The 15,075-nt window shown below is 68.9% G+C and carries 9 protein-coding genes; 6 read left to right on the forward strand and 3 right to left on the reverse strand.

All coding sequences use genetic code 11. The features are described 5' to 3' along the window. Positions 1 to 57: 57 nt before the first annotated feature. On the reverse strand, positions 58 to 2,877 hold the full coding sequence (locus WS66_RS00795; protein ID WP_082728802.1) for a heavy metal translocating P-type ATPase: 2,820 nt from the start codon (positions 2,875 to 2,877) through the stop codon (positions 58 to 60). Positions 2,878 to 3,257: 380 nt separating this feature from the next. On the opposite strand from WS66_RS00795, the gene WS66_RS00800 reads away from it, so the two are divergent. Beyond that, on the forward strand, positions 3,258 to 4,697 hold the full coding sequence (locus tag WS66_RS00800) for a DUF1254 domain-containing protein (protein ID WP_059598940.1): 1,440 nt from the start codon (positions 3,258 to 3,260) through the stop codon (positions 4,695 to 4,697). Between the two features lie 152 nt (positions 4,698 to 4,849). Further along, a complete protein-coding gene (locus WS66_RS00805) occupies positions 4,850 to 8,662 on the forward strand; it encodes a DUF748 domain-containing protein (RefSeq protein ID WP_059598941.1) in 3,813 nt (1,270 codons plus the stop codon). A 66-nt stretch (positions 8,663 to 8,728) separates the two neighbouring features. On the opposite strand, the gene WS66_RS00810 is transcribed toward WS66_RS00805, so the two are convergent. After that, complete coding sequence (locus WS66_RS00810; protein WP_059598942.1) at positions 8,729 to 8,950, reverse strand: hypothetical protein; 222 nt, start codon at positions 8,948 to 8,950, stop codon at positions 8,729 to 8,731. A 289-nt stretch (positions 8,951 to 9,239) separates the two neighbouring features. On the opposite strand from WS66_RS00810, the gene WS66_RS00815 reads away from it, so the two are divergent. After that, positions 9,240 to 10,916 carry an alkaline phosphatase family protein gene (locus WS66_RS00815; protein ID WP_059598943.1) on the forward strand — a complete coding sequence of 559 codons (1,677 nt, stop codon included), beginning with the start codon at positions 9,240 to 9,242 and terminating at the stop codon, positions 10,914 to 10,916. Positions 10,917 to 10,995: 79 nt separating this feature from the next. On the opposite strand, the gene WS66_RS00820 is transcribed toward WS66_RS00815, so the two are convergent. Then, a complete protein-coding gene (locus tag WS66_RS00820) occupies positions 10,996 to 11,892 on the reverse strand; it encodes a LysR substrate-binding domain-containing protein (RefSeq protein WP_059598944.1) in 897 nt (298 codons plus the stop codon). A gap of 162 nt (positions 11,893 to 12,054) precedes the next feature. Here WS66_RS00820 and WS66_RS00825 point away from each other — a divergent pair, with 162 nt between their 5' ends. From WS66_RS00825 to WS66_RS00835, 3 genes are read left to right on the forward strand one after another with little or no spacing between them, the layout of a single operon-like run. Beyond that, complete coding sequence (locus tag WS66_RS00825) at positions 12,055 to 12,906, forward strand: ABC transporter permease (protein WP_059598945.1); 852 nt, start codon at positions 12,055 to 12,057, stop codon at positions 12,904 to 12,906. 7 nt (positions 12,907 to 12,913) lie between these two features. Beyond that, complete coding sequence (locus WS66_RS00830; RefSeq protein WP_059598946.1) at positions 12,914 to 13,945, forward strand: ABC transporter ATP-binding protein; 1,032 nt, start codon at positions 12,914 to 12,916, stop codon at positions 13,943 to 13,945. Positions 13,946 to 13,980: 35 nt separating this feature from the next. After that, positions 13,981 to 15,069 carry an extracellular solute-binding protein gene (locus WS66_RS00835; protein ID WP_059598947.1) on the forward strand — a complete coding sequence of 363 codons (1,089 nt, stop codon included), beginning with the start codon at positions 13,981 to 13,983 and terminating at the stop codon, positions 15,067 to 15,069. The last annotated feature ends 6 nt before the right edge of the window (positions 15,070 to 15,075 follow it).

The following is a 15,075-nucleotide window of genomic DNA, read 5'->3' on the forward strand; positions in this document are numbered from 1 at the left end:
CCAATACGACAAGCGCCGGCCCTCCGTCGGATGACCCGCCGCCCGTCGTCGCCCGCATCAGCGTGCGCGGCCTTTCCATCTCCTCAGCAGCAGCGCGTTCGTCACGACGCTGACGCTGGAGAACGCCATCGCCGCACCCGCGATCACCGGATTCAGCCAGCCGAGCGCCGCGAGCGGCACGCCGATCAGGTTGTAGACGAACGCCCAGAACAGGTTCTGCTGGATCTTCCGATATGTCCGCTTCGAGATGTCGATCGCATCGGCGACGAGCGCCGGGTCGCCGCGCATCAGCGTCACGCCGGCCGTATGCATTGCGACGTCGGCGCCGGTCGCCATCGCGATGCCGACGTCGGCCGCGGCGAGCGCGGGCGCGTCGTTGATCCCGTCGCCGACCATCGCGACGATTCCGCCGTGCGTGCGCTTCAGTTCGGCCACCACGCGCGCCTTGTCGTCGGGCAGCACCTGCGCATGCACTTCGCCGATCCCGAGTGCCGCCGCGACGGCGGCCGCGCTGCCGCGGTTGTCGCCCGTGACGAGTACGCTCGCGACGCCACGCGCCGACAGTGCCGCGACCGCCTCGCGCGCGCCCGGCTTCACGGTGTCGCCGAATGCGATCAGCGCGAGCAGCGCGCGCGGCGCGTCGGCACGCATCAGCCACGAAATCGTATTGCCCGCGCGCTCGAGTTCCGCGGCACGCGCGTCGAGTGCGGGCGGCACGACGATGCCGAGTTCGTCGCGCCAGCGGGTGCTGCCGAGTGCGAGAAGCTGACCGCCAACGCGCGCCTCGACGCCGCGTCCGGCCACCGCGCGCGCATCGGCCGCGACGACATCGGCCGAACCCGCGCCGCCGCCGCGGGCCACGACCTCCGCATCGTGCGCGGCGACGACGGCGCGAGCGAGCGGGTGGTCGCTTTGCCGCTGGACCGCGGCCGCGAGAGCGAGCGCTTGCTCACGTGTGATGTCGACGGCCTCGAATGCCGTCACGGACGGTTTGCCTTCGGTCAGCGTGCCGGTCTTGTCGAACGCGATCACCGTGGTGCGCTGCGCGAGTTCGAGCGCCTCGGCGTCCTTGATCAGGACGCCATGGCGGGCCGCGACGCCGGTGCCCGCCATGATCGCGGCGGGCGTCGCGAGGCCGAGCGCGCACGGGCACGCGATGACGAGCACCGCGACCGCGTTGAGGATCGCTGTTTCGATGCCGGCGCCGGCGATCAGCCAGCCGACCAGCGTCAGCACGGCGATGCCGAGGATCGCCGGCACGAACACTTCGCTGACACGATCGACGAGCCGCTGGATCGGCGCCTTTTCCGCCTGCGCGGATTCGACGAGGCGGATGATGCGCGCGAGCGTCGTTTCCGCGCCGATCGCGGTGGTTTCCACGACGAGCGCGCCTTCGCCGTTGATCGAGCCGGCCGTGACCGGATCGCCGTCGTCTTTCGGCACCGGCAGGCTTTCGCCGGTGATCAGCGATTCGTCGACGTGCGAGCGGCCCGACACGATCCGGCCGTCGACAGGCACACGCTCGCCCGGACGGATGCTGACGGTCGTGCCGACGCGCACCTGCGCCAGCGGCACGTCGCGTTCGACACCGTGCTCGACGACGCGCGCGCGGTCGGGACGCAGCGCGTTCAGCGCGCGGATCGCCTCGGTCGTCTGGCGTTTCGCGCGCGCTTCGAGCCATTTGCCGAAGCGCACCAGCGTGATGATGACGGCCGATGCCTCGAAATACAGATGGCCGGGGTGCGCGGAGTCGCGCAGCAGCATCCACAGGCTCAGGCCGAACGCGGCCGACGTGCCGAGCGCGACGAGCAGGTCCATGTTGCCGGTGCGTGCCTTCACCGCATGCCAGGCGGCGCGGTAGAAGCGTGCGCCGAAGCCGAACTGGACGATCGACGCGAGCACGAGCTGCAGCCAGCCGGGCAGCATCGCGTCGATGCCGAGCGGCGCGACGAGCATCGGCACGACGAGCGGCACGCTCAGCACGGCCGAGCCGATCACGAGATTGCGTTCGCGGATCGCTTCGCGGCGCTTGCGGGCGTCGGGTGCTTGTGCGGGTTCGCCGGCGCGGGCGTCGGCGTCGGCGTCGGTCGAGGCGCTCGGGTCCGGCGCAACGGCGAGCGACGCCCGATAACCGGCCGTCGTGACCGCTGCGATCAGCGTGGTGGCGTCGAGCGCGCCGGTGCCATGCACCGACGCGCGTTCGGTCGCGAGATTGACCGACGCGCGCGTGACGCCAGGCACGGCGGCCAGCGCCTTTTCGACGCGGCCGGCGCAGGATGCGCACGTCATGCCGCCGATGTCGAATTCGAGATCGCGGGAAGCGGCCGGCGGCGGCGCGGCGACCCATGTCGCGTCGTAGCCGGCTTGCCGCACGGCTTCGGCCAGTTGCGACGCGGAAACGTCCGGTGCCGCGTCGATGGTCGCGCGCTCGGTGGCGAGGTTGACGGACGCGCGCGTGACGCCGGGCACCTTCGCCAGCGCCTTTTCGACGCGCGACACGCACGACGCGCAGGTCATGCCGTCGATGTCGAGTTCGATGCTGGCGGCGGGCGCGGGCAGTGCCGTCGCCGCCGTTGCGGGCCGGGCGTTCGCGTGCGTCGCGTGCTCGACGTGCGCGGACGCAACGGCTTCGACCGCCGCTTCGCGCACGGCCGCGCGATAGCCGGCGGCATCGACCGCGGCGATGAGCTGCGCAGGCTCGACCGTGTCCTGCGCGGTCACCGTCGCCGCATGCGCGTCGAGATCGACCGCGGCATCGACGACGCCCGGCACAGTGGCCAGCGCACGCTGCACGCGGCCCGTGCAGCCGCCGCAATGCATGCCGTCGATGGTCAGTTCGATCGTTTGCATGTCGGCGGAGGCGAGTGATTCAGTCATGTTGGATTCCCCAAAAGCGCGGTTCGTGCCGCGACTGACTCCAGTATCAACATTCCCATGATGGGAAGGTCAAGGGGTGGCGATGCAATACGGGATCGTGCCGACGGCCGACCCATTCTCGCCCGTCATGCTGCCGCGCGCAGGCGTCGGGCGGCTCCGGACAAGGGCCGGATCAATGGAACTCCTGGCTGACGACAGCCCGGCTACCGCTGCACCCGATATTCGGCATATTGGGGGATGCCCTTAGGCGCTATGATACCGGCCTGACATCAGCGCCCGCCCGGCGAAGCGGCGACCGGGCACGCTGGGGTGCCTTGCTTTCGCCGATCGTGAGTCGAACAAGGCGTTGACTGACAAGAACGATATTCGGCCAGTAATCAATGATTGAAAACCTACGAGAATCAATTTCTCTGCGTCGCGCTGCAGGCGCGTCGCTGGCCCTGGCGGCGCTGCTGTCCGGATGCGCGTCGCAACCGGACGCGATCCAGCGGAAAACCGGCTGGATGCGCGCCGAAGTGGCCGACTCCTACATATACGCGTATCCGCTCGTGCTGATGGACGTCGCGAAGGAAGCCGCGACGGGCGGCGACAGCGCGCAGCCGGGCCAGGCGCCGCTCAACACGCTGCGTCACGCGCAGGCGCTGCCGCCCGTCGGCGCGCTCAACCCGCCGCTGCCGGGCGTCGACACGCTTGACTCGACCGGCTGGCTCGACGTCGGTGCCGAGCCGGTGATCGTGACGCTGCCGGATACCCGCGGCCGCTACTGGGATGCCCGCGCGCTCGACATGTGGACGAACGTGCTGTGGTCGTCGTCGAGCGTGGCGGCGCGTGGCGCTCGCGGCGCCGCGCGATCGCAAACGATTGCCTTCGCCGCGAAGGACTGGCAGGGCACCCTGCCGAAGGGCGCATTGCGTATCGACGTGCCGTCGGCCAACGCGTGGCTCGAAGTGCGGCTGCAGACGAGCGGCGGGCGCGACCTCACGAATGTGAAGAAACTGCAGCGGGCGATCCGCGTGGTGCCGCTGTCCGTCTATACGGGCAGCACGCGTGGCGCGTCGGTCGCGGTCCATGCGGGCAGCGCGCCGTTGGAAGCGGCGAGCGGCGGCACGCCGGCCGAGCAGGTGGCCGCGCTCGACCCGAAGGCGTTCTTCACGCGCTTCGCGCAGGCGCTGCAAGACAACCCGGCACCGGCCGACGACGCGCACGCGAACGAATTGCTCGGCGACATCGGTGTGACGGCCGGCTATCCGGTGCTGTGGACGGGTGATCGCCTGAGCGCCGCGACGGCCGGCGTCGCCGAGGCGCGCGCGCGGCTCGCGACGCCGCCGTCGAACCTGCTGAGCGCGAACGGCTGGAGCTGGATCGGCGACACGGCCGGCAAGTACGGCCAGGACTACGCGCTGCGCGCGTACGCGGCCTACACGCAGTTCGGCACCGCGACGCGCGACGACGAGACGCTCGCGCTCGTGCGCGTCGACAGCGACGGCCACTCGCTGAACGGCGCGAACCGCTACGTGCTGCATTTCGCGCCGGGCGCGCTGCCGCCGGTGCGCGGGTTCTGGACGCTCACGCCGTACGCGACGAATGGCGCGCTGCCCGATGTCGGCTCGGCGCGCCGCTCGCTCGGCGACCGCGACCGCTTGCGCCGCAACCACGACGGCTCGATCGACGTGGTCGTGTCGGCGTCGCCGGGCGGCACGCATGCGGCCAACTGGCTGCCGGCGCCGCGCGCCGATTTCGCGCTCGCGCTGCGACTCTACGCACCGAAGCCGCAGGCGAGCGACGGCTCGTGGATGCCGCCCGTCGTCGTCCGAAAATGAACCGATGGGCGCCGCCACTGTCCGATGCGCGGGCGCGGCGGCCTCGCCCGAACGTCGTTCCGTCACCACCTGAGCCTATACTTTCGGGATAGCGTGCGCGGCCGTGCCGGTTTTCCGGCGCGGGCCGGCATCCATTCCCGAGGCATCCAAGCATGTCAAGCGCAGACAAAGAAACCGTATCCTCGACCCTTCATGCCCTCGGCGGCGTGGCACGCTCGCGCCGGACCCGGCGCATCGGCCTCGGTGTGCTGATCTTCCTCGTTTTATTCGGACTGCTCGGATTCTTCGCGGCGCCGCCGCTGATTCGTCACATTGCTGAACAGCAACTGAGCCAGCAGCTCGGCCGGCCGTCCACCATCCGGCGCATTGCGCTGAACCCTTACACGCTGAACCTCGAAGCCGACGGCGTGCACGTCGGCGAGCGCGGCGGCCAGGGCGACTTCATCGACATCGGCAAGCTCGTCGTGCGGCCGTCGTGGTCGTCGCTGTTCCGCGGCGCGCCGATCGTCAACGAAGTGCGCGTCGACTCGCCGCGCTTCCATGTCGTCCGATACGACGCGCAGCGCTTCAACTTCACCGATCTGATCGAGAAGTTCTCGACGCCGTCCAAACCCGAAAGCAAGCCGACCCATTTCTCGGTGTCGAACATTCAGGTCAACGACGGGCGGATCGACTTCGACGACCGCCTGCTGAACGAAAAGCACGTGGTCGACAACTGGACGCTCGGCATTCCGTTCATCGCGACGCTGCCGTCGAAGACCGACATCTTCGTGCAGCCGAAGCTGCGCGCGCGATTCGACGGCAGCCCGATCGCGATCGACGGCAAGACGAAGCCGTTCGCGCTGTCGCGTGAGTCGGAAGTCGCGCTGAAGTTCGACCGGCTCGACGTGCCGAAGCTGATTTCGTACGCGCCGGCGAAGCTGCCGGTGATCGTCACGAGCGGCCTGCTGAGCAGCGACCTCACGCTGAACTTCGTGATGAGCGGCGACACGCCGTCGCTGCGCGTGTCGGGCACCGTGGATCTCAACGACGCGAAGGTGACCGACCGCGCGTCGGCGCCGCTGTTCGCCGCGCGCGGCGTGCACGTCGCGGCCGCCGGCCTCGAGCCGCTGCGCAACGTGCTGCATTTCGACGAGATCCGGCTCGACCAGCCGGTCGTCGACCTGGCGCGCGACAAGCAGGGCGTGCTGAACGTCGAGAAGCTGGCCGGCCCGCCGGCCGCCGCGCCGAAGGCCGACGCGGGCAAGCCGGCCGCATCGGGCGCCGCCGCATCGACCGCCGCCGCATCGACCGCCGCCGCATCGACCGCCGCCGTCGCCAACGCCGCCAGCGGCGCGAAGGTCGAAGCCGCCGCGAAGGAAGCGCCGCCGCTCGACCTGACGATCCGTCATTTCGCGATCGACGGCGGCACGATCAACGTCGACGACCGCGTGCCCGCGACGCCGACCGCGATGTCGCTGACGAAGCTCGCCGCGACGCTCGACGGCTTCACGCTGCAGGGCAAGACGCCCGCGAAATACACGCTGTCGACGTCGCTGTCGCGCGGCGGCGACGTGAAGGCCGAAGGCGCGTTCAGCCTGGCGGCGAAGCAGGCCGACACGAAGCTGACGGTCGACGCGCTCGCGTTGCCGGCGCTGCAGCCGTATCTCGGCGAGGCGACTCGTGCGCGCGTGCTCGACGGCACGCTCGGCGCCAGCGTCAACGCGAAGGCCGACTGGGGCAAGACGCCGCTCGACGCGCAGGTCGCCGACAGCACGGTGAGCCTGAAGTCGCTCAAGCTCGCGACGCCGGACGCGAAGGCGCCCGCGATCGTGCTGCCCGACGCGAGCGCGAAGATCGCGAAGGTCGACGTCGCCGCGCGCACGGCGGAAATCGCGAGCGTCGATGCGACCGGGCTCGCGCTCGACGTGAAGCGCCTGAAGGACGGCAAGATCGACCTGGCTGCGCTGGCCGAACCCGTGCAGAAGGCGGTGCCCAAGCGCACGGTCGCGCGCAAGGCCGAGGCGGCCGCGCCGTCGTGGCATTACCGGATCGACGCGCTGAACGTGAAGGAGTCGTCCGCGAACTTCACGGACCTGTCGACGCCGCGCCCGGTGAAGCTCGCGATCAAGCCGCTTGACCTGTCGGTGCAGAAGATCAGCGATGACATGACGAAGCCGCTGCCGGTTCAGCTGAAGGCGACGCTGAACCGCAAGGGCTCGGTGAACGTGTCGGGCGATGTGACCGCGCAGCCGCTGAAGCTCGGCCTGAAGATCAACGGCAACCGCCTCGATGCGGCTGCGTTCGAGCCGTACTTCGGCAGCGCGCTGAACGCGACCATCGCGAGCGCGCTGCTCAACGCGCAGGGCAACCTGACGTTCGCGCAGGTGAAGGACGTGCCGCGCGCGACCTATCGCGGCGATGTCGCGCTGGTCGACGTGCGGATGCTCGACAAGGCGACGTCCGACCCGTTCGCCGGCTGGCGCTCGCTCGCGCTGTCGAACCTGAAGGTGAACTACGACGAGAAGGGCACCGACGTCGACGCCGCGCGCGTGACCTTTTCGAACTTCTACGGCCGTGTGCTGCTCGATGCGCAGGGGCGGCTGAACCTGAAGGACGTCGTCGCGAAGGAGACGGGCCCCGCGCAGTCGCTCACGCGCGACGCCAGCAAGAACGAACCTGTGCCGCTGTCGCCGGGCATGACGCCGCCGGCCGCGGCCGTGCAGCAGGCGTCCGCGCCGGCCGCCGCATCGGCGACGGTCGCCGTGAAGGCCCCGCCGCCGCCGCAGAATCCGGTGCGCATGCATTTCGGCCAGCTCGTGCTGCAGAACGGCCGCGTGACCTACACCGACAACTTCATCAAGCCGAACTACACGGCGAACCTGGTCGCGATCAAGGGGACGGTCGGCGCGTTCGGCACGGACTCGACGACGTCCGCGCCGGTCGACGTCGCCGCGAATCTCGCGGGCAACGGGCCGATCTCGATCAAGGGCTCGGTGAACCCGCTGATCGACAAGCCGGCGCTGGACCTCACGGCGACCGCGCATGACATCGAGCTGACCAACCTGACGCCGTACTCGGCGAAGTACGCCGGCTACCCGATCACGAAGGGCAAGCTCAACGTCGACCTGCATTACGAGCTCGCGAATGACCAGTTGAAGGCGAACAACCACATCTTCATCGACCAGCTCACGTTCGGCGATCACGTCGAGAACGACACGGCGACGAAGCTGCCCGTGAAGCTCGCGATCTCGCTCCTGAAGAACACGCGCGGCGAGATCGACGTGAACCTGCCGGTGTCGGGCTCGCTGTCGAATCCGGAGTTCAGTATCGGCGGGCTGATCTGGCGCGCGGTGCTGAACTTGATCGCGAAGGCCGTGACGTCGCCGTTCACGCTGCTCGCGAACGCGTTCGGCGGCAGCGGCGGCGAGGATCTCGGGTACGTCGAGTTCGCGCCGGGCTCGTACGCGCTGACCGACGCGCAGCAGAGGAAGCTCGACACCGTCGTGAAGATGCTGACCGAGAAGCCGTCGATCCGGCTGGACCTGATCGGCCGCGTCGATCCGGCGAAGGACACGCCGGGGCTGCGCGACGCGTACGTCGAGCGGCTGGTGCGTCAGCAGAAGCTGAAGGACGTGGTCGGCCAGGGCGAGAGCATCGATCCGATGTCGGTGAAGGTCGAACCGGCCGAGTACACCAAGTACCTGACGCGTGCATACAAGGCCGCCGACTTCAAGAAGCCGCGCAACCTGATCGGCCTGCAGAAGACGCTGCCCGATGCGGACATGAAGAAGGCGCTCGCCGATCACGCGCCGGCCGACGACAACGCGCTGCGCGCGCTCGCGCAGCAGCGCGCGCAGGCCGTGCGCCAGTACCTCGACGGCAAGATCGATTCGAGCCGCATGTTCGTCGTGGCGCCGAAGCTCGATGCGAAGGGCATCGAGGACAAGGGCGCGACGACCCGCGTCGACTTCGGCCTGCAGTAAGCCGCGTCACGCCACCATCCGCCGCCGCGCCCGATCGGCAATCGGGCGCGGCGGCGCGCCTTCCTCTCAGCGCTCGGCGATCGCCGGTTCGCGCTTGCCCAGCTCCTTCCTCGCGGCCAGCGGCAGGCGGGCATCGTCCCACTGCGTCAGCCACTCGACCTCCTTCGCGGTAAACACTTGTCCGTAGTTGCGCAGCGCGTATTGCAACGCGTCGACGACGTGGTGGCGAATGATTTCGGGGGTACGTGCATCGTCCAGCACGAACCGGAGAGCTTCCAGGGTCGACATACTCGTGCTCCGGGTCAGGGAAAACCCTTTATTACACGCCAATAGTCATGCGCCAAGTGCGAAAAAAATGCCGCGGCGGGCGATGGCGCGCACGATGCACCGGCCCGGTGCGTACGGCGCGGCGTGCGCCGGGTCGCCTTGCTTTGCGACGGCGTCGTGTCATTTGCGATTGGTTACGTTTGACAGAAAACAGAAAGCCCCGCTTCATCGGAGCGCCGCACGATCCGGCCATATTCTGCTCGCCTGTTGGCAGGTCACGCAGTTCAACGTCAATCGATGAGGTGGGGTGATGATGTCTTTCCTTGGTAAGCAGCGGAAGGTGGCGGCGATGATGGCGGGCGCGCTGGCGCTCGCAAGCGCGGGTGTCTACGCGGCGCAGCAGGATGGCAACGGTCAGGGTAATGACGCCGGCCGCGGCCGGCGCGTCGTGAAGCACGTGCTGCTGATCAGCGTCGACGGCCTGCACGAACAGGACCTCGCGCGCTGCATCGGCGCGAACACGTGTCCGAACATCGCGGTGCTCGCGCAAAACGGCGTCACGTACGCGAACGCCTATACACCGGGCCTGTCGGATTCGTTCCCGGGCCTCGCGGCGCTCGTGACGGGCGGCTCGCCGAAGACGGCCGGCCTGTTCTACGACGTGTCGTACGACCGCAACCTGTATGCGCCGAGCGACACGACCTGCTCGGGCAAGCAGGGCTGGAACGTCGTGTTCGACGAGACGACCGGCATCGATGCCTTCAATGGCGGCGCGCTCGTGCACCTCGACGGCGGCGGCGCGTTCAACCCGCAGGCGATCCCGCATGCGAAGGTCAATGGCCAGTGCGTGCCGGTCTATCCGCACAACTACGTGAAGACCAACACGGTGTTCGAGGCCGTCAAGGCCGGCGTGCCGAACGCGTACACCGCGTGGGCCGACAAGCACGCGTGGGGCTACGACTGGCTGAACGGCCCGTCGGGCACCGGCGTCGACGATCTGATGCGTACCGAGATCAACTCGATCGACCCGGCGACGAACACCGACTACACGGACGTCTATTCACACACCGCGCGCTTCGACAACCTGCACGTGCAGGCGCTGGTCAACCAGATCGACGGCCGCGACTCGACCGGCACGAAGAACGCGCCGGTGCCGACGCTGTTCGGCGCCAACTTCCAGACGCTCAGCGTCGCGCAGAAGGCGCCGGTCGCGAAGGGCGGCGGCTATCTCGACGCGAACTTCACGCCGAACGGCCAGGTCGCGAACGCGATCACGTACGTCGACAACTCGATCGGCCGCATCGTCAACGAGTTGAAGCAGCGCAACCTGTACACGCAGACGGCGGTGATCGTCACGGCGAAGCACGGCCAGTCGCCGACTGATCACACCAAGCTCGTGAAGAATGGCGACACGCTGACGAAGCTGCTCGAAGCGAACAACTATCTCGACCCGAACGGCAACTTCGGCCAGAACAACACGACGACGGGCAACCTGAACGACGGCTCGGGCCTGGTCGGCACGGGCTTCGTGCAGACCGACGACGTCGGCCTGATCTGGCTGCGCGACCGCGGCCAGCGCACGGCCGTGGTGCGGACGCTGAAGGCGAACCTCGGCTGCAACGCGCCCGGGATCTGCGCGGACGGCTCGCAGGCGTACATCCTGTACGGCGCGGCGCTGGCCGAACGATTCGGCGATCCGGCCAACGGCCGCACGCCGGACATCATCGTGCAGCCGAATCCGGGCGTGATCTACACGTCGAGCACGAAGAAGGACGAGGAGCACGGCGGCAATGCGCCGGACGACAGCCACCTCGGCCTGCTCGTGTCGTATCCGGGGCTTCACCGCGCGCGCATCGTGAGCGATCTCGTCGGCACGAAGCAGGTCGCGCCGACGATCCTCGGGCTGCTCGGCGCCGATCCGAAGCTGCTGCACGCGGTCGTGGCCGAGAACACGCACGTGCTGCCGGGGCTCGGCATCGACCACTGACGCAACGTGAGGGGCGGTACGGCGACGTGCTACGGGCGCCGCCGTGCCGTCCAGGCGCGCCCGGCCTTGGCGGGCGCGCTCATCGGTCCGCGCATTCGTCGAGCATCCATTCCCGGAAGCGCCGCAACGCGGCGCTCGTCTCCAGGCGCTCCGGCGCGTAGCACAGGTAGTGCCCCTGCGCGTCGACGTCGACGGGCGCGTCGAACGGTTCGACGAGCGCGCCGCTCGCGAGCGTGTCGACGATCAGGAAGCGCGGCACGAGCGCGAGCCCGAGCCCGGCTTGCGCGGCCTGGATCAGCACCGAATACTGTTCGAAGCGCGGCCCCGCGAGCGCGTTCATCCGGGCGACGCGGTGGCGCTCCGCCCAGAGGGACCACGCGATCTCCGCCTGCTCGTGCACGAGCCGCGGCGCGGCGGCCGTGTCGGCGGGCGTGCGCAGCGCATGTCGCGCCGCGAATTCGCCGGAACAGACCGGCACGAAGGTGCGGCCGTCCAGGTAATCGCATCGGACGCCTTCCCATGCGCCGTCGCCATAGCGTATTGCTGCGTCGAGTCCGAACGGAAACACGTCGCCGTGCGCGAGATGGCGGCGAAAACTCAGCGTGACCTCCGGCGCGCCGGCCAGAAAGCGCGCGAGGCGCGGCACCAGCCACTTCGTCGTGAAGGTCGGCACGCTTGCGATCGTCATCAGGTCGCTGTCCTCGCGCGCGCTCAGCAATTCGATCGATGCGTTGCCGATCTCGCGCAGCGGGCCGATCACGCGCGCGTGATAAAGCTGCCCGGCGCGCGTGAGCGCGAGATTGCGCCCCTCGCGCACGAACAGCTTCACGCCGAACAGCGTCTCGAGATTCGCGATCTGCCGGCTGACCGCGCTCGGCGTCAGGCCGAGCTCGCGCGCCGCATACGAGAAGTTCAGGTACTTCACGGAACTCGCGAACGCGTGCAGCTCCGCGACGTTGGGAAACAGGTGCTTCACGGCGAACTATTCCTTGCGCGCACAGATCGATGCGGGCGTTGTACGTTTTTTTCATGACGATGCCATGTCGGATCCGCACACTGCGTCCGTCATGACAACGCGTTCCGGCCCGGCCCGGCGGGCGTTGCGTGACCCGTTCCGTGTCCGTCAGCGAGATTCGCCATGCATCCGCCATCCGCTCCGGCCCTTGCCGAAGCTATTCCGATTCGTCGTAACAAACGGCCGCGCGCGATGGCGGGACGCCTGCTGCTGCGGGCGTTCGTCGCCGTGTTCGGGCTGTATCTCGCGCTCCCGATCGTGCTGCTGCTGATCGGCTCGGTCGGCCAGTCGTGGACGAACACGCTGCTGCCGACCGGCATCACGTCGCACTGGTTCGTCGATCTGGCCGCGAATCGCAGCTTTACCCGCGCATTCGGCACGAGCCTCGTGGTCGCGCTCGCCTGCTGCGCGATCAATGCCGTGCTGGCGTTGCCGCTCGCCTATGCGCTGCATCACCGCGCACTGGCCGGCCGCGGCTTCGCGGCGCGCATCGTGATGCTGATGCCGATCGCGGTGCCGGCGCTGACGCTCGGGTTCGGCTACATCGCGATCTTCAGCGGCGATGCGCTGCCGTGGCTCGGCACGCTGCCGCTGATGATCGCCGCGCACGCCGTGCTGACGCTGCCGTACCTGCTGCAGACGCTGCTGAGCGACTTGCGCCACCTTGGCCTCGCGCATCTCGAGGCATGCGCGGCGACGCTCGGCGCGACGCCGCTGCGCCAGTTCTTCACGATCGTGCTGCCGAACCTGCGGCACAGCCTGTTCTCCGGCCTGGTGATGGTCGCCGCGCTGTCGATCGGCGAATTCCAGATCTCGAACCTCATCGCGGGCTTCCGTTACCGCAACTATCCGATCGTGCTGCTGCAGGCGTTCTACGGCGCGTCCGGGATGGCCTGCGCGGCGACCGTCGTGCTGCTCGTCCTCGCCGTGCTCGCGACGCTCGCCTCCGTCTTCACCGTGCAACGCCTGAAGTGAAACCGTCATGAGTCTCGATTTCGAAAACGTCAGCTTCCAGTATCCGGGCGCCCGTCACGGCGTCGACGCGGTCACGCTGTCCGCGGCCCAGGGCGAGCTGCTCGCCGTGATGGGCCGCAGCGGCTCCGGCAAATCGACGCTGCTGCGCCTCGCCGCCGGCCTGCTCGACGGCTACCGCGGCCGCATCGCGATCGGCGGCCGCGACATGGCCGGCGTGCCGGTGTGGCAGCGCGAGGTCGGGATGGTGTTTCAGCACTACGCGCTGTTTCCGAACCTGTCGGTCGTCGACAACGTCGCCTATGGCCTGAAGATGCGCGGCATCGCCGCGGCGCCGCGCCGCCGTCGCGCGCTCGAGATGCTCGAACGTGTCGGCCTCGCCGCGCAGGCCGATCGCAGCACGGCGCTGCTGTCCGGGGGGCAGCAGCAGCGCGTCGCGCTGGCCCGCGCACTCGTGATCGAACCGAAGCTGCTGCTGCTCGACGAGCCGCTCGCGGCGCTCGACGCCGGGATTCGCCACCAGTTGCGCGACGAGATTCGCGCGCTGCAGCGCGCCTGCGGCGCGACGACGCTGCTCGTCACGCACGACCAGGACGAAGCGCTCAGCATGGCCGATCGCGTGGCGATCGTCGACGGCGGACGCATGCTGCAGGCCGGCACCCCGCGCGACCTGTACGAGCGTCCTGCGACCGCACAGGTCGCGCGTTTCGTCGGCCATTCGACGCTGCTGCGCGGCCGTGTGCTCGCACATGGCGCGGTCGACGTGCGGTTCACGACGCTGTGCGCGGAGACGGGGGCGCACCGGCCGGGCGACACGGTCGACGTGCTGATCCGGCCGGAACACCTGCAACCCGATCCACCCGGGGACGTCGCGAACCGCATCGATGGCCGCGTCGGCGAGGTGCGCTACTTCGGCGCGACACAGCGCTTCGACTTCGTGCCGGCCGGCGCGACCGACGCACTGCTCGGCGAAGGGCGCGAACTGCCCGCGCGCTGCGTGTCGATCGAGCCGCGCCATCTGCTCGTGCTGCCCGCCGCGTGAGCGCGGGCGACCTATTCATTCAACGGAGAATCACGATGTCTGCACGCCGCCACTTTCTTCATGCGACGCGCCGCCGCCTGCTGGCGCTCTGCGCGTTCGCGACCTTCGCGCCGGCGTTGGCCCATGCCGCGTCGCTGTATCCCGGCGAGGATGCGCTGTACGAGAAGGCCGCCGACGAAGGGCTCGTCGTGTCGTTCGACACGGGCCCGGAATGGGCGAACTGGAAGTCGCTGTTCGCCGAATTCCGCAAGCGTTACCCGAAGGTCGAGATCACGTACAACGACATCGGCTCGGCGGCCACGGTCGTCGCGCTCGACAAGTCGCGACGCCGCCCGCAGGCCGACACGGCGTACTACTTCGCGGCGTCGGCGCTCGATGCGACGGCCAAGGACGTCGTCGCGCCGTTCAAGCCGGTCAATTTCGACAAGCTGCCCACGGTGTTTCGCGCGGCCGACGGCCGCTGGTTCGCGGTGCACTCGCTGAACATCGCGTTGCTCGTCAACAAGAAGCTCGTGAAGAACGTGCCGCAGCGCTGGTCCGACCTGCTGAAGCCCGAATATCGCAATGCGGTCGTCTATCTCGACCCGCGCTCGACCGGGCAGGGGCAGGTCGCCGTGTTCGCCGCCGCCTATGCGAACGGCGGCAGCGTCGACAACCCGAAGCCTGGCGCGGAGTTTTTCGGCAAGCTGAAGCAGGCGGGCAACGTGCTGCGCGTCGAGGGGACGACGCCGTACGCGAAATTCGTCAAGGGCGAGATTCCGATCCTGATCGGCTACGAGAACGACGGGCTCAAGGCCAAGTACACGGACGGCATGGGCGATGCGGCCGAAGTCGTGATCCCGCAGGACGGCAGCGTATCGGCGCCGTATGCCATGAGTCTCGTGAAGAACGGACCGAATCCGGCCGCCGCGCAGTTGTGGCTCAACCTCGTGATGAGCGACGTCGGACAGGGGCTGTTCGCGCAGGGCTATGTGCGCCCGGCCGTGCCCGGCACGCCGGTCGCGCAGGACGTCGCGGCGAAGCTGCCGAACGCGCCGCAGGTGCGTCCGCTCGACGTCGCGAAGGTCGCGACGCACAAGGCCGAAGTCGACCAGCTCTGGTCGCAGGCCACGCTCGGCAAGTAAGGGGCG

Source organism: Burkholderia sp. LA-2-3-30-S1-D2, from assembly GCF_001523915.2.
Classification (GTDB): domain Bacteria; phylum Pseudomonadota; class Gammaproteobacteria; order Burkholderiales; family Burkholderiaceae; genus Burkholderia; species Burkholderia diffusa.